Raw genomic sequence first — 26,529 nt, forward strand, 5'->3', positions numbered from 1 at the left:
TTTTCACCCTTGATTATTATTTCAACGAATCGAATGGATTCGAACCTGTCTTTTGAACAGTATTTGGTTGTTTAGTAACTGTCGGTGCTACCGTCGTTTGACGTTTAACAGGTGCAGCTGTCTGATTTACTGTACTACGAGTCGGCTGTGTTGTACGTACCTTTCTGTTTGTTGTACGTCGAGTTGTGTTATTGGTTGAAGTATTTCGAACTTCCCTCTTCACCGACTCATCAGTAATTGCCTTGGTCGTTGAAGTATCAGGAGCAGGTACAGCAGCACGAATGCTGTCACTGAGTTGTTTTGCTGGTGGATACGTTAATTCATTACTCAAATAGCGCATCTCACTTGAGCGCATATGCTGTAAAGCTTCATTGGCAATTTCAACACTGGCTAAAAAAGTAACATCAGTTAAAGTAGTGCCACGTACGTTTTGCTCTTGTAATTGCGTTGCTAATTTTAAAGCATTCATAGGCTGCTTTAATTCATACATACGCATCGCAGCTTGAGCCAATAAATCATTTAGACGTGAGGCATTATCTTTATCACAAGCCTGCTGATAAAGATCCAATAAAGCATGATCCGTTTGATTTGCAGCTAACGGATATTGTTTTATGCATTTACTTTTTAATTTAATCGGTTTTATTGGTTGATCATCTGCATAAACTGAATTACCTATTAAACTCGCCGTTATACAAAGAATTGATATTACAATACCTTTTTTCAAAATATGCCTCGTATTATTTAACTTATAATTGAAGAGCTGACAATTATTGTTAAAAAACCCTCTTACTCGTCAATTTTTGTACATTTACATCATTTCCGCGAATTTAACAAAAAAAACACACATAAAGTCAATACTAGTTACGTTTATTAACATTATTAAATTTCTATGACAGACATTCTTGTAAAAAAAAACTTTAATCCCGTGCAATTTTTGTTTAAAAGTGACATTTTTTGTTGTAGAATAATCTGTATACTCGCGTAGAGTTATATTAAGTTTTTGATTTTATTCAAAAAATATTTCTAGCAAAAACAACCATATCAAGTTAGAACTTCGCGAATAGGACTTGGTATTTAAAAATTATTGTGAGTAATAAATGAGTAACTTAAAGGTTTTAATCACAAAACTATCACCTCCTACTCGTACTGCATTAGAAAAATCTGCAAATTTCTGTATTAACCAATTGAATTATGAGATTGAAATTGAACATCTATTTGTTGAATTATTAAATCAAAATACAGCCAATGATTTACACATTTTATTAAAAAAAAATAATATCTCTCCAGATGCGTTAATTGCTGATTTAAAAGAAACAATTGCCTCTTTACCTAAGGGAAATACCCGTACTCCGATCTTTGCAAAATCAATCGTTCGATTATTTGAACAGGCATGGTTACTTGCCTCTGCGGAACAAACGCCTTTAATTCGCAGTAGTCATTTATTGATTGCTTTGTTAACTGCGCCCGATTTACAACAAATTGCATTTAGAGCATCAAGTTTATTTGAACTTTTCCCGATCGATACCATGAAACATAAGTTTCTCGATATTTGCGGGAAAAGCAGCGAACAGCCTCAAACAGAAAACACAATAACTTCAGAAATAGAGCCAACAGATACACAATCAACTATTACCGCAGCTAAGACACCAGCCCTCGATCAATACACCATCAACCTGACTGAAAAAGCGCAAAATGGTGGTATCGATCCTGTTATTGGTCGAGAGTTTGAAATCCGACTCATGCTGGATATTTTGATGCGTCGTCGTCAAAACAATCCAATTTTGACGGGCGAGCCTGGTGTAGGTAAAACTGCTGTTGTTGAAGGATTAGCTTTAAAAATTGCACAAGGCTTAGTCCCTGAAGCACTCAAAAATGTACAGCTTCATAGTTTAGACATGGGACTGTTACAAGCAGGTGCAAGCGTTAAAGGTGAGTTTGAAAACCGTTTAAAACAAGTTATTCAAGAGGTACAAGCCTCTGCTCACCCGATCATCTTATTTATTGATGAAGCACATACCATGATTGGTGCGGGTGGTCAGGCTGGACAAAATGATGCAGCAAACTTGCTCAAACCTGCATTGGCTCGTGGTGAGTTAAGAACCATTGCTGCAACGACTTGGGCTGAATATAAACAATACTTTGAAAAGGATGCAGCACTCAGCCGTCGTTTTCAGGTGGTTAAAATTGAAGAACCGACTGAGGAAGTGGCAATCGATATGCTACGTGCCATGATCCCAGTCATGCAAAATCACTTCAATTTACATATTGATGACCAAGCAATTATTACAGCCGTTCAAGCTTCACATCGTTACATTAGCGGTCGCCAACTTCCAGATAAAGCCGTAAGCGTATTGGATACGGCTTCTGCACGTGTTGCGCTGACTCAAAATGCACAGCCTGTGATTTTAGATCAGCTCAAAGCACAACAACATAACCTCAAATTAGAACATCAGATTCTAACGCATGAACACCAACAGTTCCCTATTCACCACCAACGTCTAGATGATCTTAATCAACAACTCACTAGCTTAGAAAACGAAATTCAGGAAACTGAAATTAAGTGGCAACAAGAACTTGCGTTGGTCAAACAAATCCAACAGCTTAATGCGCAAACAGAAACGGATCATAAAGCACAGATTGCCTCTTTAAGAGCTGAGTTAGCACAATTACAGGGTCAAACGCCTTTGGTTTTTGAGCGTGTTAATGCGCAAATCGTTAATGAAATTATTTCAGATTGGACGGGTATTCCAGTTGGAAATATGGTCAACGATGAAATTAAACAAATTCTAACGCTTGAAGATAAACTCGGCGAACGTGTCATGGGGCAAGATTATGCGCTTGCTCAATTGGTTCAGGGTATTAAAACCTCAAAAGCCAAGTTAGAAGATCCAAATAAACCACAAGGTGTATTTATTCTGATTGGCCCAAGTGGTGTGGGTAAAACTGAAACGGCCCTTGCCTTGGCCAACGAACTTTATGGCGGCGAACAGCATCTGATTACCATTAATATGTCTGAATATCAGGAAGCGCATACGGTGTCTTCATTGAAAGGTGCTCCTCCTGGCTATGTCGGTTATGGTCAAGGTGGTGTTCTCACAGAAGCAGTTCGTCGCAATCCATATAGTGTCGTGCTATTAGATGAGATCGAAAAAGCACATAGTGATGTGCAAGAATTATTCTATCAAGTCTTTGATAAAGGCATGCTTGAAGATGGCGAAGGCCGTGTAATTGACTTTAAAAATACTACGATCATCTTGACCTCAAATACAGGTTCGAGCGCAATTATGCAGGCATGCTTAAATCAACCTGTAGAAGAATGGCCGCATGCCGAAGATTTAATTGAACACCTAAAACCAAGTTTATATAAACAATTTAAACCTGCATTTATTGGTCGTATGCGTATCGTGCCTTATTTTCCGCTGCATGATGAACTTCTGGTTCGTATCATCAAGCATAAGCTTGGGAAAATCGTGGCTCGTATTGAGAAGCAATATGCGACCAAGGTTCAATATTCTGATGATTTAATCGAATTATTGTTAAGCCGTTGTACTGAAGTGGATAGCGGCGCACGAAATGTGGACAACATCCTCAACTCGACTGTCCTTCCTGCCTTGGCAACTGAAATTTTAGTGGCTCTCGCGGAACATAAGCTACCGAAACTCATTGTGATTGATACTAAAGATGATGAAATTACCTATCAGTTAGATCCAGTTGAGAAAGTAACCAAGAAACGTTCAACTAAAAAAACCAAAGCTGAAGTGTAAATTTTAAGATTGAGCCAAATTTGTGATGCATATGGATATTTTATCTTTACTAACGCCAATTAATGAGCAGTCACCTTGTGGTGAGGATTACTCATTTTCAAATGAGTTTCATGCGATTAAAAAAGCAAAGACCCAAGATGATGTACTGCTTGATCAAGGTGACTGGGTCACTGAACCTAAGCAGGCCGATTGGGACTTTGTCTCAATGACATCTATAGATTTACTCCAATCGAAAAGTAAAGATATCCGTTTACTCACTTGGCTCTCAGAAGCTTGGGCAAACCTTTATGGTTTTGAAGGAATTTCCAAAAGTCTCGAGCTTAGCCATCGCCTATTAGAACAATATTGGTTAACGCTACACCCTGAAGTTGAAGATGAGGATCTAGATCAACGTATTGGCTTATTACAGGGCTTGATTAACCAACTGCCGCTATTGATCAAAAAAGTCTCTTTGATCAATCATGCACCTTATTATCATTTGCTCGACTACGACAACTTTCTTTATCATGAGAATATCCGTCGTAAACAAAGCGATGATTATGAGGGCTCAAGTGGTTCGACAGAATTAGAGCAATTCGAACAAGCCTTATCAAATACAGATAAAAATTTTCAGCGTCAAAACTATCAAAGTTTTAATGAGATCCTACAACAATGGGCAACATTGAAACAGGTTTTAGATGGCCTGCTTGGTTTAGACTCACCTAGTTTTGCTGCGATCGATTCAAGCTTAGACACCATTCATATCACGCTGAAAAAGATTTATAAGACCGATTTGTTTGAGCAACTGGCCCAAACTGTCATTACAGAAATCGAAACATCGACAACGCCGATGGTACAACCCGTGACGACACAATCTCCTGCACCCCAAAACCAGCTGTCTTTCCAGCCACAAGTTCAATCGCATGTCGAAAATCGTGAACAGGCCATGCGTGTACTGCAAGAAATTGCCACTTATTTTCAAAAAAATGAGCCGCATAGTCCTGTCAGCTATATGCTGCAAAAAACCATCAAGTGGAGTCAAATGCCGTTGCATGAATGGTTAACCCAAGTGATTAAGGATGAACATCCTTTACAAATGCTACAGGACACCCTTGGTGTTCAGCCAAAGAATGAATACGAATAATTGTTGGTAAATAAATATGTTTAAAGCAGAAAAGATTCTTTGGGGTGAAGGCTTATTTTTACGTCCTCAGCATTTCCAGATTCAAGACACTTACCATGAGCAACGTTTGAATCATACGATTCGAGCAATGATTCCACATGCCTATGGCGTGCAGAAATTAAAGTTCGATGAAGTTCAACTTTCTACTCATATTCTAGCTTTGCAAGAAGTCGAAATCATTTGGCAAGATGGTGAAATTTATCATGCACCTGCACAAGACTTATTACCAGAACCATTGTTATTAGATGACCTTAATCTACAAGGTGAAATGACGGTTTATCTGGCATTGCCAATTTTGCAGGCCAATAAGAAAAACATTGCCGATGAAACACGTTCAGTTTCTAGTCGTTATCATAACTATTTGACTGAAACACATGATCTGTTTACTGATGCTAGCCCTGCTGAACTGAATTTGTTACGTCGTCGTGCCGAATTCAAATTGTTAGAACAGCATATTCAACCTAGTCAAAATTTAGATGGCTTCTTATATATTCCAGTCGCTAAGATTAAGCGTCAAAGCTCAGGTCACTTTGAGTTAGACAATAAATTTATTCCCCCTATTTTGCATATCGCGGCTTCGGAATCTTTAATTAATAATTTAAAGCGTACGCTCAACGTTATTAAGGCAAAAATTAAAACCATTCAAAGCAACAATCGTGAAAATGAACAGAAACTCATTGAATTCCGTTCGGGTGACATCGTTTCGTTCTGGTTAATCAATGCCTTAAATACGGCTTATGCAGGCTTGAATCACCTGTTGCAATATCCATTGATTCACCCTGAGCGTTTATTTTCAGAATTATTGCGTTTGACAGGATCTTTACTGACCTTCTCCACTGCGTATGATGTTGATCATTTGCCACACTATAAGCATCACCAATTACAAGACAGTTTCCAACAGCTTGATCTGATTCTAAGAGATTTATTAGATACCATTATTTCAAGTCGCTATTTCAGCATTGCCTTGAAAGAAATTCGACCGTCTTATTGGGTAGGTAGTCTCGAGTCCGACAAAATTACCCGTGATACACGTCTTTATGTCGCTGTTTCAAGCAGCATGATGCAAACCCATGAATTGATCCAAATCGTTCCATTGCGCTTTAAAGTCGGTAGTACCATTGACGTCGAACAACGTGTAATTGCAGCACTTCCAGCTGTTCCACTCCATCATTTAATGCAAGTGCCGACAGCCATTCCAGTCCGTTCAGGTGTGAGCTATTTTGAGATTGAACCGCACCACGAACTTTATCAACGTATGCTTGAGTCAGAATCCATCTGTATCTATGTGCCTGCTGGGTTCCAAGATATTAGTATTGAACTGATTGCTGTAATGAATAGTTAAGAGAACAACAATGACTCAACCAACAGGCATCCCTTCTTTATTTGATGATGGAAAAATCGGTTCAGGTCTCCCTACGTCTGAGCAACCACAGAATAAAGCGCAAGTCACCAATTTGATTGACCTATTACATGATGGGTTTTATCTGGTTTTCTTAATTCGTAATCGTTACATTCCTGCCAACCCGAATGATTTCCGTGAAAAAATTCTGGATCTATTAAATCGTTTTGAGCAACAGGCCAAACGATTGCAATTTTCTGCCGATGATATTCATGATTCGAAATATGCATTTTGTGCACTGATTGATGAAACGATTGCGACACAACAAGATCCTGCTTACTTTAACTTGCAAAATACTTGGCTGATTAGCCCACTGCAATTGAGCTTATTTGGTTCACAACTGGCAGGTTATCGTTTTTTTGAAATATTGGAACAACTCCGTAGTCGTGGCAAAGAGCGCTTAGCTTCACTTGAAGTATTCCATTACTGTTTATTGCTTGGTTTTCAAGGCAAGTATCGACTGGAATCAGTTGAGAGCTTAAACCATCTCGTCGCTCGTGTAGGCGATGAGATTGATTATCTCAAAGGTAAGAAAGCGGCCTTCTCTCCATTTGCAGCGATCCCAGACCAGATTAAACATATCATTCACCATGAGTTGCCTTTTTTCTGGATTCTGATCTTCTTGCTCATGTTTGCAGCACTCACTTTTGCGGGCCTAAAGTTCATGCTGTCAAAACAAAATCAAGCTGCTTTAAACCCTTATCAAAATGTGATTTCTGCACCAGCTGAAGAAGCACATATCACCATTCATTTGCCTTAGTTGATAACGTATGACTCAGGAAAGAGCAACTTCTTTACGCATATTACAGACCAATAAGAAAAAAACCTTATCGCCTGTAATTTATATACTGATTGGATTTATTTCAGGGGTAATTTTTACTTCTCTGATTTTATTTGTATTTGTTATGGGTTCAAATTCTGCAGATATAGCAATGCCACAGCAACAACAAGCGATAGAAGAAAATCCAACCGTTCTGCCGAATGCAAAAGCGACAGCTCAAAATACCGATGAAGTTGCGACTATTCAGCACGAAACAACAGAACCCGTTGAAGAAAATAACATTGCTCAACCAGGAAGTAATGATTTAAGCAAATTCTTCCAACGGACACCAGCAGCAGCACCTGCTCCGAGTGGGCAGCAGGTTTCCCCTTTTGCCAATGAGCCAAATGCCAAAACACCGCAAAAGGTAGCCTCTGTCAAATCACCACAAGGGAAAAATGAACCAGCTGCAGCGGTAATAAATAAAACCGTGAAGCCAACATCCCCTCAACCAGCTAAAGCCGCTCCAACAAAAGAGCCTGAAGCTGAAGTCGAAGCACCTGAAGCAACTGTACAGATAAAAGTGACCCAAAAACCTTTTGCCGTAAATGACCTCAAATAAAAAATGATTTGGCTTATCTTCTTCTGCTTCGCTGCAGTTGCGATTGGATTGACGTTGCTCATGTCTTATGAGTTACGTCATAAATCCAAACAACTATTGCAATCCCTGCTCCCAAGCGGAAAAAAGAAAATTGTCAATGCCATGCAGTTCGCAGAGAATATGCATCAAGCAGCTTCGCCAGAAAAACTCCAATCTCATTGGCACCTACAGCAATGGTGGATTTTAATCGCAGGCTTCTTTTTATTTGCCAGTATTATGATTTTTGCGTTTACCCGCCCGATCAATTCCACACGAATTGAAGCAGAGTATTTGAAAGAGACAGACCCGCAGATTTATAGTTTACTCAATGGTGAAATGCTCAGTCCACCACCCGATGTTGACGATACACTGATCCAAGATGCAATTGTAGAAGCAACTCGTTTAGAACAAGCGTATCAAGCTCAGCACCCGACAGATCCAAGCATTGACGCTTCTCAAATTGAGATTCCAATTACGCATTCGCATGGCAGCTTGGATTCGTCACTGGTTGATCGTAAATGGGACAAAATCAATCCACGCTATAAGCAACGCTTGCTCATGGTATTTAAAATCATGAAAGAACAACATGGTTATGAGCTGGTTCTACTTGAAGGTTATCGCAGCCCAAGTCGTCAGAATATGTTAGCTGGTAACCCAAATACAACCCGAGCCAAGGGTTACCAAAGCTATCACCAATTCGGTTTAGCAGCGGATGTAGCCTTTAAGCGCAATGGTAAAGTCGTGATTACTGAACGTGACCCTTGGGCTATGCGTGGTTATGAGTTATATGGTCAAGTTGCTGAATCAGTTGGTTTGACTTGGGGTGGTCGTTGGAAATCGATTAAAGATTATGGTCATACCGAATACCGTATGCCTGGTTTAAGGAAAACCAAGGAAATGGCTGAACAACTGACTGCTGAAGGACAGTTAACAGCAAGAGCAGATGAGTCTTAAAACAAATCTAAAGTACAGTAAAAAATAAATAAAGCCTATCTTTATAAATAGATAGGCTTTATTTTAATATCGAATTAAAATATTTCAATAAAATATAAATCATACTAAAATTAAAATTATCTTAATCAACAACAGAGATGGGAATTGTTTTTTTAACTTTAAAAATAAATTCCTTAAATATTACACTCATCCCCAACACTAATATAAAAGCAATAATAAATGAGCCTAATACATCAAAAGGAAAATGAACACCTATATAAATCCTTGACCAACCTACGATTAAAGCCAATAGCAAAGCTGCACTTCCTATTTTTCGATAGCCCGAAACTAAGTAAGAAAAAGCAATCGTTGCCACAGTCAAGGTATGTTGGCTAGGAAATGAAGAAGATGAGCCATGCCCTGTCAGGATGTGTCCGATTCCAAGGTCAAACGGCCGTGGATGGTAATAGATCGCATGAATGATCTGCGTGACCAATAAAGAAACGACGATGGTGATAAGCATCTTGATAAACTGTACTCGGTATTTTTTATCCTTAAAAAACAATGAAGCAATTAAAAATACAAATAATACTGCAATTAAATTATGAGATGCGAATAATGCAGCTTTATCTAAAATAGGATTTTGAGTTGCAGCCGAGTTAATCCAATTAAATAAGCTGATATCGATCGTTTCAATTGACATCGTCAATCGTTCCATGATGGTTTGACGATGCAAATATAAAAATATCAACTTAAAATAAAATTAAATACGCTTAAAAACCAAACAAAATTACAATTTAGTTTTAAGTCGCTATTAATAAAAAAATCCTAAATTTGATCTACCCTTCAATTGGAGTGAATTATGGATAACAAAAATAGGCTACCAGAAGTATTAAGCAAAGTGCCTGAAGTGACTTTGCTGTTCTGGATTATAAAAATTGCAGCAACAACACTCGGTGAAACGGCTGGTGATGCTTTATCAATGTCGCTCAATCTGGGCTATATATTAAGTACATGTATTTTTTCTATTATTTTTATTGGCTTTGTTTCACTGCAAATGAAAGCCAAAGAGTACAAACCCTTTTTATATTGGGCAACCATTATCTCAACCACAACACTGGGAACCACCATTGCTGATTATGTCGATCGCTCTCTAGGCATAGGTTATCTCGGAGGGAGTATTATTTTACTCACCCTACTGCTTAGCTCGCTTGCGATCTGGTATTGGAGCTGTGGCAACATTGCGGTGAACAGTGTCCAGTCCGCAAAGACCGAAGCCTTTTACTGGGTCACCATTATGTTCTCTCAAACCCTAGGAACAGCGCTTGGTGACTGGACAGCAGATACCCAAGGACTAGGTTATACAGGGGCTGCCCTGATCTTTGGTTCATTACTGCTTATCTTGATTATCTTATATTATTGGACCAAGATCTCTAGAACATTTTTATTCTGGTCAGCTTTTGTTTTAACCAGACCTCTCGGTGCGGTCTTAGGTGACTTTTTAGATAAACCTCTTGATCACGGTGGGCTGGATTTAAGCCGATTCGGTGCTTCTTTTGTGTTATTGGCTTTTATCCTTGTTTGTTTAGTGTTTTTTAAATCTAAACCAGCTTCAACAGCACATTAAATCTTTCTTCAATCCTCTTCACTGCACATATAGAAAAGGGACAAGAAAAATTATTTTCTTATCCCTTTTAGTGATCACTTATAAATGATTAGCTATGTTTCCAAGGTACTGCAGGTGAGCCAATCCATGCTGATTTTGCAGGAATATTCTCTCCTTTCATTACCAATGTCAGTGGACCTAATACCGCATGATCAGCCACATTGGCATTGTATAAAATGATACTACGCGAATTCACCACCACATCATTGCCAATATTGACTTGACCTATTTTCATGATGCGGTCTTCAAATAAATGCGTTTGTGGCCCAGAGAAGCTGTTAAATTCTGCACGGTCACCAATCTTCACACAGTCAAATTCAGTGATATCGGCGGTATCTAGATATACATCCTTACCAATCCCAACACCTAAAAGACGTAAGAAGAAAGGCAACATTGGTGTCCCTCTTAAATAATTCAAGAAGTTCGGAATCGCAACAGATTCATAGAGACTGGTAATCCCTTCACTAAGCCAAACGAACATGGTCCACATCGGTGCCGAACGTGGTTGATAACGTCCAATTAAAGCCCATTTCAATACGGTCACGATGACAAAACAACCGACACCATATAACAGTCCAGCCATAGTTAAAGCCAATAGCCCCATCGCAATACTATAGTCATTAATGACATCAATCACTTCTAAAACAATCATATAACCTACACCAATGGCGAGTGCTGTCGGTAATACAATACGTAAACCCTCAATCAAACCTCGCATGAAACGGCGTTTGATACTTGGTTTAAAGGTCAGATGATCTGGATATTGCGCTGCTGCTTCACGCGCTGGCAACAATAAAGGTGGCGAACCGAACCATGTCTGACCTGAATACATTTCTCGGTTATCTGGCGTTTTCGATTGTACCCCAATCAAAACATTATCCGGTAATACCGTACCATCTGCGATATATGCACTATTCCCAACAAAGCTGCGATTGCCAATTTGAGTCGATTTCAGCGACATCCAGCCGCCTTTAATTTCTTCATCACCGAGCATCACCGCATCTGCAATAAAACTTTCTTCACCTAGTGTCAGCATTTCAGGAATTACACCTGTGGCAGTCGAAATTTCTGTATTTTTACCCACCTTTGCGCCCAACATACGAAACCATGTCGGAGCATATAGGGTGGCGAACAAACCATGTAAAGTCTGTAAACTGGTCTCTAAAATCTGAGCTGCGAACCATTTACGATAATAGGTACCACCATGTATGGCATAAGTGCCTGTCTCTAAACGCGGTAATACCAGCTTACGTATTGCCGATGAAATTAATGCGGTAATGACCATCATCATGGCACTGGCAGGAATCGCAAGAATGAAATAATACAGTGCGGTTTGAACATGATTATTCGGATCAATATTAAACACATTCACATCTAACCAATCCACTAACAAGAAACTTGGGAAAATCGGAATAAAGAATAAACAGGCGATGATTAAAGCACTGATACTGTAATAGCCATATTCAGAAAATTTGCGTACTAAGGATAATTTTGGACGTGCTGCCAATGATTCAAAATCATCAATATGGCCTATTTTTTTCGCTGGTGTTCCGTCCCAAATTTCGCCTGCGGGTATCGTCGTCCCATATTCAATTGAGGTTAAAGCATTGACATGCGCTTGCGGTTCTAACACGGTATTTTCTTCCAATACTGCATAAGATCCCACATAACTGTCTTGTTTGAGTTGGATTGAACCCAATACGAGATGTCCGTGCTCAACCTTGGCATTTTCCAGATTTACGTTGGAACCAATACTGACCCCATCTTCAATCTTTAACAAAGATGGCATACGGATATGCACTGAGCTAATCGTGACATCATGCCCAATTTTTGCCCCAAGTGCTTTGAGATATAAATTCAGTAAGGTTGAACCAGAGAGTAGATATACAGGTGAAATACTGGTGATCCGATCCGCTAGCCACCAACGGAAATAGGTCATCCCCCATAATGGATAACGACCTGCACCCACCCCTAACATCAGTAAACGTTTTACCGTAATTGAAACTGCAAAACTGGCAATAATCACACTGACATAAACCAATAACGACAGCACAATCGCATAAGGAATACTGTCTCGTGTGCCGCCTGTGAAATAGTGATAAGTAAAGAATGGTGCCAACCATTGCAGAATATTGATCGAGATCAATACAGGAATCGTCACCGCCTGTGCAATTCCACACAGCCATTTGTAGCTTTGATTACGCGGATTGTCTTGTCCAATCTGACGATCAAATAAGGAAGGTTCAGGCTGTTCTAACATTAAAGCTGCAATCGCCCCAACTTTTCTCGCCTGATATAAGCTTTGAATGGTTAGATGGCTATATTGAGGGTGTTCACGTAAATTCGAGATCAGTACTGCGGCAAGTAAGGAATGGCCTCCGAGATCATCAAAGAAGTCTGAGTCTAACTTGATTGGGATATTGGGAAATAAACGACCTAGAATCTCAAATAAAATCTCTTCTGCTTCATTCTGTGGCTGGTCTGATTCACTACGATCAATCACACTGGTTAATGGGCGAGCTTTCAATGCCTTACGGTCAATTTTCCCAGATAATAGTCGTGGCACTTCTTCAATAATTTCAAAGCGATTTGGCACCATATATGGCGGTAAACGCTGACTAAGCTGATATCTGAGCTGCTTAATTTCAATCGCTTGTTTTGCCTCCAACTCAGGTGCAATAAAAGCAATCAGCTGATCAATACCATCTTCAGCTCTTAAAATGACGGCAGCAGTACCGATTCCATCCAGATCACAAAGCGCTGCTTCAATTTCACCGAGTTCGACACGGAAACCACGAATTTTGATTTGATCATCGGCACGACCTAAACAATGTACCTGACCGAACTCATCAATTTTGGCGAGGTCTCCTGTGCGATACAAACTGATTTCATCCTCATTATTTGCCCAAGGATTCTCAATAAATTTGTCTGCAGTTAAATCAGCTCGACCTAAATAACCTTGTGCCACACTCGGACCAAAAATACACAGCTCCCCCGTTTCGCCTTGAGCTAATAACTCTCGCTCTGCATTAATCACCAACATGCCGTAATTTGGTAATGGCTTACCAATGGTGACGGGTTTTCCTTGCTGTAATAATTCTAAACTAGCCGATACCGTGGTTTCAGTCGGACCATAGGTATTAAACATTTGATGATGTGGTAAAGCCCAACGTTCCACCAATGAATCAGGGCACATTTCCCCGCCTAGGTTGATGATACGTAAGTTCGGGACATCTTCTGGAAATAGAGCCAACAAGGTGGGTACCGCATGTAATACGGTAATCTGTTGTTGTTTCAGCGTTTGACAAAGTCGCTCTGGATCACTGACTAAGGACTTTGGTGCAATCCATAAGCTTGCACCAACAAGATAAGACAACCAAATCTCTTCAAAGGACATATCAAAAGCAACCGAGAAACCTTGATAGACCTTATCCTGCTCTTGAATCCCTAAAATACTGTTTTCACTGCGCAAGAAATGACAGATATTCTTCTGGGTAATTACAATCCCTTTCGGCTTTCCTGTCGAACCCGAGGTATAAATAATATAGGCAGGCTGTTCAGGTGAGGTTTTGGCTAATTCCACAGTCTCATGCAGTGGTCGCTGCAATTCAGTATTGGTCCATTTCGTTTGTGGTACTTCTTGTAAGTGTTCATACCATTCATCACTGGTAATCATCCCCACTGCAGTAGCATCTTCAAGACAGACGGCGATTCGGTCTGCGGGCGTATCCATATCAAATGGTAGCCAAGCCGCACCACTTAAACAAATGGCTAACTGTGATTTTAATAACTCAATACCACGAGGTAGCCATAAACCAACAATATCACCCGCTTTAATTCCTTTCAGCGTCAGATGCTGTGCCATCAATAAAGCTTGTTGATATAACTCGCCATAGCTCAACGTTCGTTCAGCTTCAATCAGGGCGACTTTTTCAGGAAATGTTTGTGCTGTTTCAATAAAAATATCAGCAAGGACTTCATGCTGTAAAAATTCTGGGTGGTGCTTACCACGAATAATATTTTTTGCGCTCATCACACATTGATTCATTTTTATGCTCTCTTTAATGTTTTGATTTAGCCAAAGACGAAATGAGGTATTCGTTGGTAAATTAAAGAGAGCAACTTAAAACAACATTAAACTGTGATGTCTGAATAAACAATAAAACCTGAACAGAACAAAAGTGATCAATCTGACCACTTTTTATTCAAATTATGAACAAATTACCCCATTTATGTTAGGTGAGGTTTTTGCATCTAAGGACACAATTGACAGCGCCATTGCATCAATAACTCGACTCAATGAACTACTCGCACCACTCACAATATCTTGTATCTGATTGTTCTTACCTGATACTGGCTGAGTAAACGTCATACGGCAGGCCAGCTGCTGATTTTGGGTTGAGTTTTGATCTAAGGTGATATTCGGATCATTACGCTTAATGATCCACGCAACCGAAACTTCAACATTTTTGTTCGCGATATCAGATGTATTAATGATATCAAAATGTGAAAAATCAGTTGCGACACGATAAGACACCTTGCCACCCACCATACCGCTGTTATAACGATCAACCGCACCAAGTTTTTGCTGTAGGCCAGCAGACAGGTTATCTCTTAATTCAGCTCCAAGCGTGGACGTCCAACGCTCGTTTTCCATGATTTTAGATTTACCTGCTGCATCCTGTATCACGATAGGCGCACGATTGATACGATCTGGTAATCCAACAGGCAATACTTCAATGACCTTGACTTTTGAACTTGGCAATGGAGAAACTTTGCTTGCCAAGGTGTAATAATTCGGTGTGGGTGAACCCGAACAAGCTGTGAGCAACACCGCAGCAGATAAGATGCTCACGCCACTGAGCACTCCTGCTACAGCAGATGAATGTTTAGCGATGATTGTTCTTATCATTTGTTTGCCTCTGCTTTTTTACCCCGAATCAATGATTCAGGATGCTGTTCAATATAATCAGCCATTAATTGTAAAGATGCCGCAGCTCGAGTCATTTGCTGCAATGCTTTACGGACATCCTGCTGCATCGGTGCATCACTGGATAAAATGGATTCACTCGATTGCATGGTTTTACGCACATCATTCAGCGTCGCTTGTAAACCAGGTGCGACTTTGCCATCCAACTGTTTTACCAGTTTGTCAGTCGACTCAATGGTGGTGTTCATATTATTAAGCGTCTTACGAACATCTTGTCCAATTTCTTCGAGTGGGAACTTACTCACTTTATCCGCGATTTGTGAAACTTGTGCCTGTAAACCACTCAACTCTGTTGCCGTGGTTGGTACTTCAACACGTCCATCTGGTCTCGTGATTAAAGACGCGGCTTTGGCTTTTGGAAACTTATCAAAGGCAATATAGTTCTGACCTGTTAATAAATTACCTGTCCGCATCTGCGCACGCCAACCTCTCTCGATAAAATATTTAAAAATTTCGCCATCTGGATCAAGTTCTTTGCCATGCGCTAAACGCGATGGATAAATCACTGCATCCACGCGCATTCTTAAATGCGTATAAGACTGATCAAATTCGACGTTGATTGCTTTGACATTACCAATCTCAATGCCCATAAAGTCAATTGGTGCACCTGCGGTTAAACCACGAAGTGAATGATCAAAATACATAATAATTGGACGCGGCTTACCATCAGGCTCCTTCATCGCCTCTTTGCGAGAGTCTGATAAAGTAAAATAACTATTGTCTGGTGCAATTGCTCCAGCAGAATTTTCTGGATAACCAAAGGCAATACCACCCGCAATAATACTGGCCAGTGATTGCGTATCCAGATTAAATCCTGATGCATTTAAGGTCACATCAACCCCACTGGCCTGCCAAAAACGCGCATCTGTGGTTACGAACTTATCGTAAGGAGATTGGATAAAGGTTTGTAGTTCAACACTTTTCCCATCAGCTGCTAATTTATACGCTGTAATCTGCCCGACATTAATTCTGCGATAGTAAATCGGCACGCCAACATCAAGTGACCCCAAGTCCTGTGCTTTTAAGAAAAAGACCTTGCCTGGTATATCCGATGACACTACAGGTGGAACTTCAAGCCCAGTAAAATTCTCTTGCTTCTGTTCAGCCTTCCCACCATCGACTTCAATGTATGCCCCTGAGAGTAAGGTATCAATACCCGAAATACCACCCGTTCCTACTCGCGGTCTCACCACCCAAAAACGCGAATCTTTGGCAGCAAAATTACTGGCATCTTTACGTAATTCGATTTTGGCAATGACATGAGATCGGTCATCCGAAAGATCAATTTGTCGAACCAAACCAATATCAACCTGCTTATAACGTACCGTGGTTTTCCCTGCAACCAAGCCTTCTGCTGTTCGGAAAGACACTTCAATGGTTGGACCTGTATCCAAAACCGCTTTTGCTGCAAGCGAAAGTGCGATTAAAAGCGCAACAAATGGAACCAGCCAAATGAGTGCAGGTCTCCAACGTCCCTTCTTTTTTTCAGGTTCGTCAAAGATTGCATCGTTCTGCGTTAACACCGTAGTGTTTTCTTCAGAATCTTGGCTATTCGGGGTATTTTCTGACATAGTGATCTTTCTTTTATAGGTCAAAAATAAGGCTCATCGTCAATCTTAACTTTTTAATTGATGAATTGCCGTTCCTTTCAAATGATTTGATTGTTGCGCATTCGCGTGACGCGCCTTGAAATAATTGTCCCAAATAATTCTTGGATCAAAACTGAGTGAAGCAAACATGGTCAACACCACTACAGCACCAAAAGCAACTGCGCCAGGCCCTGCCAAAATAGTGGCCAATGACTGAATTTGAATCAATGCAGTCAGTAATGCAACCACAAAGACATCAATCATCGACCAACGCCCAATAAATTCAACAATGCGATACATCAGCGCACATTGTTCAGGGGTAAAATGCCATCTTGAAGATGACTGCATGTAGACTGAAATTAATAAAAAAATCAGAATCAATAATTTTAAAATCGGGATAAAAATACTGGCCATAAAAATAACCACGGACACCAGATAATCACTATTTTGCCAGAAATAGATCACACCACTAATAATGGTATCTTGCTGACGCCCCAACAAAGAATCTGTTACCGTCATGGGTAGTACATTGGCTGGTATATATAAAATTGCTGCAGCGACCACCAAAGCAAAAGTACGATTTAAACTTTGTGGTTTACGTGAGTGCAAGGTACTTTTACATCTTGAACATTGAGCATGATTTTGCTGATCTGCGTGACTCGCTACAGCATTCAGTAATCCACAGCAGTGACATTGAATGAGCCCAACCTGTTTTGCCCTGACATAATTTTTGATCTGTAAATCAACATCGGAAAGGTGTTCTACAATTGAACCAATCTCGGTGTCATGGTCGTGTTTTTGCTTCATCCAAGACTCCGATCAACTTCATCCCAAATATCTTTAATCTTGACCGAAGCGATATAGACCAAAAGCACGCTCAATAGTGTAAATGCCCAAAGTGCAACACCAGGAATAACGGTGACCATGCCCACAAGTTTGACCAAGGTTACAAGTACACCAATTAAAAAAACCTCAACCATGCCCCATGTCCGAAACAGAAATAAGGCTCTCAGTGCCAAAGTCAAAAATTCAGGCCTGACCTTCAACACACTAATAAAAAAAAGCACATAGCTTAGCAATAACAGCTCAACCAAAGGCACAATAAAAGTTGTAATCAGAATTAAAACACCGACCAAGGCACGATCAATATGAAACATGGTCCATGCAGCACCGATTAAAGTGGTCTGCGAGGTATTGCCCTGTAGCTCAACAATGACGATGGGAAAACTATTGGCAATCACAAAAACAATCAAAGCGGTAATGACCAAGGCAAGCAAAGATGAAAAAGATCGACTTCGACGATATAACTCCGCACCACAACAAGTGCAATATGCCCGTTCACCCGATGCAAGCTCAACCCTGCGATATATTGCATCGCATTCTTCACAACCCGCCAGTGCAGTGAGTCTGACTTGCTGACCAATCACTACGGATGGATTATTTTTATTCGCCATAAAGTCAAACTCATCACACAGATTCTTTGTTGTTTAAGAAATCGACTTAAACCATTTATACCTTTTATTTTTGCAATCACAACCACGGACTGTATTTCTTACACAATATGTAAACAAATCATCATCTAAAAGCATTCTCAATCCTATTAGTAGATGGCTTATTTCGTCTTTATCAGAAAGAGCAAAGCTCAGGTACGGGTAGTCTATCACCGAGCGTACAGCAGCCCTATTATCATACATAAAAAAGACGAATAGGTTGCAGATCACGCCTACAACCTATTCGTCTATATATTTATTTTGAATTAATTTTTTATTTAAATGGCTTTGTTTTTATAAAAAATATTGTAGCTCGCATAGCAGGCAATAATAAACAGGACACAACAGACAAAACCGACTTGCATCGATGGATCAGTCACCATACTGATACAGGTGATCACGCAGAATACACCACCTAAAATCGGGGTGAGTGGGAATAATGGTGCAGCAAATTTTAGGTCTTTGACTGTTTTACCCGATTTAATCCATTGTCTGCGGAAGTTAAATTGGGATACACAGATCGAAATCCATACCACCACCATAGTAAAAGCGGCAACACCCAATAAATTTTTGAAAATTGTTTCAGGTGCAAAATGTTCCGATAGCAAACCAGGAATCGCGCCAAACATGGTCACAATAATCGCGATAATTGGCGTCCCTGAACGAGTTAATTTTGAAAACACCTTCGGCAACTGATTCTTTGCAGACAATGACCACATCATCCGCGATGCAGCAAATAAACCTGAGTTTGCAGCAGATAAAAGTGCCGTAATAATCACAAAACGAATAATGTCTTCCGCATATGGAATACCAATATAATTAAATACGGTAACGAATGGGCTATTACTGACACTGTTGGCATTTATACCTGCCATTTCATAAGGCAGTAATGCACAAATCACCACAATGGTACCCACAAAGAAAATCAATAAACGCCAGATCGCGGCATTGATGGCTTTAGGTACTGTTTTCGCAGGTTCTTCTGCTTCACCTGCCGCGACACCAATCAATTCTGTACCAGAGAAGGCAAAGTTTACGATCAACATGGTCGCGAAAATTGGGAAAATACCATTTGGAAACCAGCCATGTTCCGTCAACTTACTGAACAGCGGTGCAGACTCATGCCCATGATAAGAAATAAAGCCAAAGATAGCGGCTAAACCCAATCCAATAAAACAGATAATGGTCAAGACTTTAACCAAAGACAGCCAGAACTCTGACTCAGCAAATAGCCGTGTCGAACTGACATTCAAGCTAAACACCAGCCCTGCAAATAATAAGGTCCACGTCCACATGGAAATCGAAGGAAACCATTCCTGCATCAGTAAAGCCGCAGCGGTAAATTCAGTCCCTAAAGTTGCAGTCCACGTCAGCCAATACAACCATGTGATCATATAGCCTGTGCCTGGGCCAATATAGGTTCTGGCATATTCACCAAAAGAACCTGAAACTGGCATTTGTACAGCGAGTTCACCTAAACACAACATCACCATGTATGCAATTACACCACCCAGTAGGTAAGAAAGAATCGCACCGACTGGACCAGCCTGAGAAATGACATCACCCGAGCCCAAAAATAGCCCTGTTCCAATTGCACCACCTAAAGAAATCATGACCAGATGACGCTTGGTCATGGCACGTTTCAATGGTTTACCCACTTCAATCTCTGCGCTCGAAGTTTCCGATAAACTGGCAACATCCTGCTGCGGTACATATTGTCCACTCAGGGCTTGGCCTGAGGGAAATGTCTTTTCGTTATTGTTACTCATACACGGTCACTCCAACTGTATTCTTATGACAACCTGTCCTTGCTGTTTCACTTTCATAAAAACGAATATCTAAACGATATTCTTTGACGCGCTTTGTTCTATTGAACATCCATATTCAAACTCCATTTCAACTATTCCTTGCCGACAGTTCAACTGTTAAAACGGCGACTGTTTATTCAATTTCTTTTAAAATCAGTCCAGCCCGAAGCCCTGTTTTTACCTTAGGGTTTGGAAATAAAATCCAGACTTGTTGATCATGCACGACATAATCCCCGGCCTGTTGTGTTGCAATCAACTCGCCTTTCTGAAAAGTAGAAAAGTTTGGTGCGTCAGCACTCAATTTGAGTTGAAAATCTTCACTTTGTTTTAATACTGAATCCACCACCTTAAACTGTCGAATGTCGGATTTCTGTCTGATCGGCAATGCTTGATCTGCAAGGACTGCACGTAGCATCTGGTCGGTACTGGCAAATTCAGCTAAATCATTTTCACCAAATGGCTTAGCCTTGCCTAACTCCAAAGTACTACTTGCTGCCTGAAAACGTTCAACAGTAAAGTGGGTAAAAGTTTTCCCAACTGCATTGTGATAGACCAAAGCATCCAAATCTGCAGCCTTTAAACTTTGGATGAGAAAGTCATCATAAGGCTGTGTTTGATAAGGGAATAAGGCAAACACAGGTAATCGTGATGCACGAATGGCAGTATGTAGATCGTAGTGATAACGCCGTGTGTCTACTTCACTATCGGCAAAAAACTGTGCGGTAACCTGTTCTAAATGTGCTGCCCGTTCCGTTTCCGGATCTTGGGCTAATTGCTGATACGCGCCACAGAACATGCGGTTCATATCATTTTCAAGATAGCGTACCCCATGTCGAATGGCCTCTGGGTTACCGAATACAAACAGTACCCGTACTGCTAAAGTTAAACGTTGTGCAAATAAATCATTGATGATATTTGCCAACAATTCGATGGGTGCGGTTTCATTGCCATGAATACCTGCAGAAAGCAGCATGGTTTTTCTATAAGCTGTTTTTGGAGTGCATTGCAATAGCCCTTCACCTAGCCATTGCCATGTAAATCCAGCTGTTTCCCCTTGCATTTGCACAGGGACTCGTTGTTCTAAAGTCAACGTTAATAGATCAACCATGTACTTTCATCCTTAAAAGCCGTTATTGAATGTTTATCTCTGGAAGTGATAAACCGAACCTAAAGCTAAAATTTTGGTTAACTCATCTAATGCAGTACGGCTCTCGATCAATAAACTTGGATCAGCTAAATCATCTTGTGTTAACTCATCACGATAATGCTGATCGACCCACTGATTCAGCGTTTTGAATAATGCATCATTCATAAACAAGTTTGGATTCACCGCATTCAGTTCCGCTTCATTCACCGCAACACGTAATCTCAAACATGCAGGTCCACCGCCATTACGCATACTTTCACGCAGATCAAACACCTTGATATCATCAATTGGCGTACCCATTTGAATCATGTCATTCAAGTAACTCCATACCGCCTTGTTATGACGTGATTCTTCAGGCACCACAATACTCATGCCGCCATCTGCACGGGTTAAAATCTGACTATTGAACAAATAAGTCGACACCGCATCTTCAACGCTGACACGATTGTCAGGAACTTCAATCGAGATAAAATCTTGTTCGATCCCCGCCATTTTTTGACGGATTTCATTCAATGCATCAGCTTGATTTAAAAAGGCTTGCTGATGATGGAACAAGACTTGTTGATTACTCACGGCGATGACATCGTTATGAAATACACCTTGATCAATCACATCTGGATTTTGCTGAATGAACACGGTCCGTTTCGCATCTAGACGATGTAAACGAGCAATTGCCTCACTTGCCTCGCGGGTTTGACGCGCAGGAAATTTCTGCGGTGCAACCGTTCCACCGAGTTGTTGCTGTCCATAAACAAAAACCTGCACACCCGCCTGATCATATCCACCACCAAGACGGTTATGATTGGCTGCCCCTTCATCACCAAACAACGCTGCTTCAGGCAATGCCTCATGGTGCGCGAAATATACATCATTATTGAACATCGCTTGAAGAATACGCGTGGTCGTATGATGCTCAATTGATCGATGGAACTTATTATTCAGGTTTGCAGCGGTAAAATGCATGCGTTTATCAGCACTATCTGCCGATGGCGACACCGTACACGAGTTGGCCGTCCACATCGAAGAAGCCGAACTCAACGAAGATAATAAAGCTGGCGCAGTACGCATCGCTTGGCTAATCACGTCAATATCACTGCCAGTAAAACCCAAACGGCGTAACGTTGGTACATGCGGACGTTCTTGTGGAGCAAACACACCTTGCTTCAAGCCTAAGTCAGCAAGGGCTTTCATTTTCTTTAAGCCTTGCTTTGCTGCAAGTTTAGGATTTGACGCGTTATTACGGTTCTTGGTCGATGCGACATTACCAAATGATAAGCCGGCATAATGGTGCGTTGGACCCACTAAGCCATCAAAATTGATTTCATAGCCTGACATTTTATTCTCCCTGTGTCTCGATACGAGCCGACTTACAGCACAATGCCCGGTGATAATTTTGAAGGTAAAGTAACGCTGTCACTTTCCAGTGAAGCCATAGGCCATGCACTATAGTCTGCTGCATAGAACGCACTGGCACGATGGTTCCCAGATGCCCCAACACCACCAAATGGTGCGGCACTTGAAGCACCTGTTAATGGTTTATTCCAATTCACAATGCCTGCACGCGCTTCAATCAGTACACGATCAAATAAATCACGCTCAGGTGAAACCAGACCCACTGCCAAACCAAAGCGGGTATTGTTGGCAATGTTTAAGGCTTCATCGAAGCTGTTATAACGATAAATCGTGGTCAATGGGCCAAAGTATTCATCATCAGGGATATCGGTCACCTGAGTAACATCTAAAATACCTGCGGTCAGCAATGAACTATCGGCTTGTGGACGGGTCATTTCTAATAATGGTTTTGCGCCCAAAGCAATCAGTTTGCTTTGCGCTGCTAACATTTGTTCTGCTGCATGTGCAGAGATGACACCACCCATAAAGGGTTGCGGTTCAGCATTCCAAGCACCAACCACTAGGTTTTTAGCGACTTCAACAAAACGTTGAATGAAGGCATCACCATTAGCACCCTGCTTGACAATAATACGACGTGCACAAGTACAACGTTGCCCCGCGGAAACAAAAGCGGATTGAATGGCGAGATTCACCACAGCATCGATATCGCTGGCTTCATCAAGGATCAGGGCATTATTGCCACCCATTTCCAAAGCGAGAATTTTTTCAGGAGCACCTGCCATTTGTTTATGCAAGTGGTAACCCGTGTTGGCACTGCCTGTGAACAACAAACCGTCAATTTGTTCTGCTGCTGCAAGTGCTTCACCCGTGCTGCGTCCACCTTGTACGATATTCAGCACACCGTTTGGTAGACCGGCTTGCTGCCATAATTTTGCAGTTTCTTCCGCTGTCCAAGGGGTGAGTTCACTTGGTTTAAACACCACTGTATTACCCGCAATCAATGCAGGCACAATATGACCATTTGGTAAGTGACCTGGGAAGTTATACGGGCCAAATACAGCCAAAACACCATGTGGACGATGACGTAGTGAAGCCACGCCATCTGGCATTTCAGTTTCACTAAAACCTGTCCGTTGATGATAAGCACGAATCGAAATCGCCACTTTACCAATCATCGATTGCACTTCGGTCAAAGTTTCCCAGAGTGGTTTACTGGTTTCTTGGCTAATCACTTCAGCCAATTGGGTTTTATTCTGTTCTAATAATCCAGCAAAACGTTCAATTATCGCGATACGCTGTTCTAGTGGCAAACGTGCCCATGTAGGAAATGCCTGACGTGCTGCATCGCAAGCCTGTGCAACATCGGCTGGGCTTGCTTCATACCCCGCCCAAATTTGCTGATTGCTGACAGGATTGGTTTTTTCAAATGCGGTTCCTTGTCCTTGAACCCAAGCACCATCAATTAATAATGCACCTTGTGACATTAGTTGTTCTCCATTTTTTCTAATGCTAAAACACGGACTTGATCGTGTTCAGCAATATTCAGTGCCTGTGCTTGTGCTGCTGTCATATACAAAGTCTCACTTTCATCAACTTTATTATTGATCAGCAACACGGCGTAATCTTGGTATTGGTCATTGGCAACCAAAAAATGTGTCTCAGTACTTTCGACTTGCTCAGTAAGTTTAACTTTGAGCAAGCGGCTCTCTTTCACCGCCCGTAACTCAGCAGTATTGGCTTCCAGTGTTGGCCCAGCATCGAAAATATCAACATAACCTTGATATTTAAGACCTTCTGACATCAACACTTTTGCCGCAGGCAGCGTATGTGGGTGTACTTCTGCAATCACCTCACGTGCCTCTGAGCTCAGCAGATCTACGTAGACTGGAAATCTCGGCATCAACTCTGCAATAAAGGCTTTTTGCCCCACACCACTCAGATAGTCTGCGGCAGCAAAATCCATATTGAAGAATAAATAGCCCAAGGAATCCCAAAACGGTGACTGTCCGTTTTGATCCGAGAAACCACGCATTTCAGCAATCAATCTTTCTTCAAAAAAAGAACGGAATGCGGCAATAAACAGAAAACGAACTTTGGATAAAAATTTGCCGTTTTGGTTTTTGCGATATTCAGGATCAAGGAACAAGGTGCAGAGTTCGCTACACCCAGTATGGTCATTACTTAAAAACAAGGTGTCTAAAGTCTTATACACATTTAAGGCTTTAGAGGCGTGCACCTGTTTTGCCACACGAAAGTTGTAGAACGGTTCATTCAACCCGACCGCAACTTCAATTGCACTCACACCCACAATTTTGTGAATGCTGGTGTCTTCCAATACAAATAGATAACTTGCCTCGCACTTTTCGGATAAGCCGTCTAAAGTGCGAGTGGTACGTGTAATACGTTCAGCCAAGATTTCTTTATTTTGTGGTAAGGAAGTCAGGCCAATGCCAGACTCCCCCGCTCGTTGCGCTAAACGATAAATATCATCTAAGTCCCGATGCGCTGCATGTCGAACAATCATCATGGGCAGATGCTCACAGCAGACTTAGAGGCGTGCTAATGCACGAACAAAACGGCTTAGACCTTCATCAATATCGTGTTGAGGAATGATCAATGAAGGGGTAAAACGAACCACATCAGCACCCGCCACCAATGCCAATAGACCTTCTTCACCCGCTAAAGTCACGATATTTTTCGCTTTGCCAGCATGTTCATCTTTCAATACACAACCGATTAACAAACCTTGACCACGAATTTCTTTGAATAATCCATACTCAGCATTGATTTTGTTTAAGGCATCGATGAAATATTGGTGACGTTGTTTAACGCCATCTAACACTTCTGGTGTATTGATAAATTCAAACACTGCGCCAGCAACTGCACAAGCCAATGGATTACCACCATAAGTGGTGCCGTGATCGCCGACTGCATACATGTTGGCATAATGATCTGTAGTGATCATTGCACCAATCGGGAAACCACCACCCAATGCCTTTGCAGTGGTCAAAATGTCAGGCGTTACCCCTGTATTCATATAGGCATACAAAGAACCTGTACGACCAACACCCGTTTGGACTTCATCAAAAATCAGCACAGCACCTTTTTCATCACACAGTGCGCGTAAGCCTTTTAAGAATTCGATATCTGCTGGCAGAACACCACCTTCACCTTGGATCGGCTCGACAATGACTGCACAAGTATTTTCGGTAATGGCTGCTTTTGCTGCTTCAAGATCATTAAATGCAGTATGTTCAATACCGCCTGGTAAAGGTGCAAAGTCTTGAGAATATTTTGGCTGACCACCCGCAGTTACGGTAAATAAAGTACGACCGTGGAAAGCATTCTTAAATGCAACAATCTGGTTCTTGTTTACATTACCACTCAGCAAACCGACTTTACGCGCCAGTTTTAATGCTGCTTCGTTGGCTTCTGCACCAGAGTTACAGAAAAAGACTTTGTCAGCAAAAGTACTATCTACCAATTGTTTTGCAAGACGTAATACAGGCTCGTTGGTATAACCATTCCCAATGTGCCATAGCTTTTGAGCTTGTTCAGTCAAGGCTTTTACTGCAACAGGATGTGCATGACCCAAGGCATTTACCGCGATCCCACCTGCAAAATCAATATATTCTTTATCGTTTTGGTCCCAAATACGTGACCCTTCGCCATGCACTAAAATGAAATTTGCTGGGGCAAAAACTGGAACCATCCAATCATTAAAATTGCTACGTGTAATTGCGACTTCGCTCATTTTATTTACTCACTTCCTGTTTAATCTTCAGGCTTGTTAAATGCTCAACAAGCCCTTCACTATAATTTTATAAA

The 26,529-nt window shown here is 41.1% G+C and carries 20 protein-coding genes; 7 read left to right on the forward strand and 13 right to left on the reverse strand.

Going from position 1 to position 26,529, the window contains the following annotated elements; genetic code table 11:
* Positions 1–16: 16 nt before the first annotated feature.
* Complete coding sequence (locus tag FPL17_RS08730; protein WP_159884543.1) at positions 17–724, reverse strand: hypothetical protein; 708 nt, start codon at positions 722–724, stop codon at positions 17–19.
* A 373-nt stretch (positions 725–1,097) separates the two neighbouring features.
* On the opposite strand from FPL17_RS08730, the gene tssH reads away from it, so the two are divergent.
* Genes tssH through FPL17_RS08760 form a run of 6 tightly spaced genes read left to right on the forward strand, consistent with a single transcriptional unit; the run spans position 1,098 to position 8,679 of the window.
* Entirely contained in the window at positions 1,098–3,764 is a 2,667-nt protein-coding gene (tssH, locus tag FPL17_RS08735; RefSeq protein WP_159884545.1) for a type VI secretion system ATPase TssH, read from the forward strand.
* Positions 3,765–3,789: 25 nt separating this feature from the next.
* The gene (gene tssA, locus FPL17_RS08740) at positions 3,790–4,887 is read left to right on the forward strand and encodes a type VI secretion system protein TssA (RefSeq protein WP_159884547.1); all 1,098 of its coding nucleotides are present in this window, start codon (positions 3,790–3,792) and stop codon (positions 4,885–4,887) included.
* Positions 4,888–4,903: 16 nt separating this feature from the next.
* The gene (tssK, locus tag FPL17_RS08745; protein WP_005190409.1) at positions 4,904–6,268 is read left to right on the forward strand and encodes a type VI secretion system baseplate subunit TssK; all 1,365 of its coding nucleotides are present in this window, start codon (positions 4,904–4,906) and stop codon (positions 6,266–6,268) included.
* A gap of 10 nt (positions 6,269–6,278) precedes the next feature.
* Entirely contained in the window at positions 6,279–7,085 is an 807-nt protein-coding gene (icmH, locus tag FPL17_RS08750) for a type IVB secretion system protein IcmH/DotU (protein WP_005190413.1), read from the forward strand.
* A 10-nt stretch (positions 7,086–7,095) separates the two neighbouring features.
* On the forward strand, positions 7,096–7,707 hold the full coding sequence (locus tag FPL17_RS08755) for a hypothetical protein (RefSeq protein WP_159884549.1): 612 nt from the start codon (positions 7,096–7,098) through the stop codon (positions 7,705–7,707).
* Positions 7,708–7,710: 3 nt separating this feature from the next.
* A complete protein-coding gene (locus FPL17_RS08760; RefSeq protein ID WP_167515362.1) occupies positions 7,711–8,679 on the forward strand; it encodes a M15 family metallopeptidase in 969 nt (322 codons plus the stop codon).
* A gap of 121 nt (positions 8,680–8,800) precedes the next feature.
* On the opposite strand, the gene FPL17_RS08765 is transcribed toward FPL17_RS08760, so the two are convergent.
* Positions 8,801–9,361, reverse strand: coding sequence for an undecaprenyl-diphosphatase (locus FPL17_RS08765; protein WP_005190420.1), 561 nt, complete (start codon positions 9,359–9,361; stop codon positions 8,801–8,803).
* A gap of 159 nt (positions 9,362–9,520) precedes the next feature.
* Between FPL17_RS08765 and FPL17_RS08770 the strand changes: the two genes are divergently transcribed.
* A complete protein-coding gene (locus FPL17_RS08770) occupies positions 9,521–10,285 on the forward strand; it encodes a COG4705 family protein (RefSeq protein ID WP_005190423.1) in 765 nt (254 codons plus the stop codon).
* Positions 10,286–10,373: 88 nt separating this feature from the next.
* Here the strand turns inward: FPL17_RS08770 and posA are convergent, their stop codons facing one another.
* The 11 genes from posA to FPL17_RS08825 form a co-directional block, all read right to left on the reverse strand.
* Positions 10,374–14,372, reverse strand: coding sequence for a delta-poly-L-ornithine synthetase PosA (gene posA / locus FPL17_RS08775; RefSeq protein ID WP_159884551.1), 3,999 nt, complete (start codon positions 14,370–14,372; stop codon positions 10,374–10,376).
* A 162-nt stretch (positions 14,373–14,534) separates the two neighbouring features.
* Positions 14,535–15,236, reverse strand: coding sequence for a PqiC family protein (locus FPL17_RS08780; protein WP_151714829.1), 702 nt, complete (start codon positions 15,234–15,236; stop codon positions 14,535–14,537).
* Positions 15,233–16,885, reverse strand: a complete 1,653-nt coding sequence (locus FPL17_RS08785; RefSeq protein WP_032864454.1) for a PqiB family protein — start codon at positions 16,883–16,885, stop codon at positions 15,233–15,235. Before FPL17_RS08785 ends, FPL17_RS08780 begins: the two co-directional genes overlap by 4 nt.
* Before the next feature lie 45 nt (positions 16,886–16,930).
* Positions 16,931–17,710 (reverse strand): paraquat-inducible protein A, encoded by a 780-nt coding sequence (locus FPL17_RS08790; RefSeq protein WP_159884552.1) that lies wholly within the window; start codon positions 17,708–17,710, stop codon positions 16,931–16,933.
* Positions 17,707–18,357 (reverse strand): paraquat-inducible protein A, encoded by a 651-nt coding sequence (locus tag FPL17_RS08795; RefSeq protein ID WP_159884554.1) that lies wholly within the window; start codon positions 18,355–18,357, stop codon positions 17,707–17,709. Before FPL17_RS08795 ends, FPL17_RS08790 begins: the two co-directional genes overlap by 4 nt.
* Before the next feature lie 314 nt (positions 18,358–18,671).
* The gene (locus FPL17_RS08800) at positions 18,672–20,162 is read right to left on the reverse strand and encodes an amino acid permease (protein WP_159884556.1); all 1,491 of its coding nucleotides are present in this window, start codon (positions 20,160–20,162) and stop codon (positions 18,672–18,674) included.
* A 172-nt stretch (positions 20,163–20,334) separates the two neighbouring features.
* Positions 20,335–21,309: a succinylglutamate desuccinylase gene (gene astE / locus FPL17_RS08805; RefSeq protein ID WP_159884558.1), complete on the reverse strand. Its 975-nt coding sequence runs from the start codon at positions 21,307–21,309 to the stop codon at positions 20,335–20,337.
* Positions 21,310–21,342: 33 nt separating this feature from the next.
* Positions 21,343–22,683: an N-succinylarginine dihydrolase gene (gene astB, locus FPL17_RS08810; protein WP_159884560.1), complete on the reverse strand. Its 1,341-nt coding sequence runs from the start codon at positions 22,681–22,683 to the stop codon at positions 21,343–21,345.
* Between the two features lie 32 nt (positions 22,684–22,715).
* Positions 22,716–24,185, reverse strand: a complete 1,470-nt coding sequence (gene astD, locus FPL17_RS08815) for a succinylglutamate-semialdehyde dehydrogenase (protein WP_159884562.1) — start codon at positions 24,183–24,185, stop codon at positions 22,716–22,718.
* A complete protein-coding gene (astA, locus tag FPL17_RS08820) occupies positions 24,185–25,228 on the reverse strand; it encodes an arginine N-succinyltransferase (RefSeq protein WP_159884564.1) in 1,044 nt (347 codons plus the stop codon). Before astA ends, astD begins: the two co-directional genes overlap by 1 nt.
* A 21-nt stretch (positions 25,229–25,249) precedes the next feature.
* The gene (locus FPL17_RS08825) at positions 25,250–26,455 is read right to left on the reverse strand and encodes an aspartate aminotransferase family protein (RefSeq protein ID WP_159884566.1); all 1,206 of its coding nucleotides are present in this window, start codon (positions 26,453–26,455) and stop codon (positions 25,250–25,252) included.
* Positions 26,456–26,529: the final 74 nt, after the last annotated feature.

This window comes from Acinetobacter dispersus, assembly GCF_009884975.1.
In the GTDB taxonomy this organism is placed as follows: domain Bacteria; phylum Pseudomonadota; class Gammaproteobacteria; order Pseudomonadales; family Moraxellaceae; genus Acinetobacter; species Acinetobacter dispersus.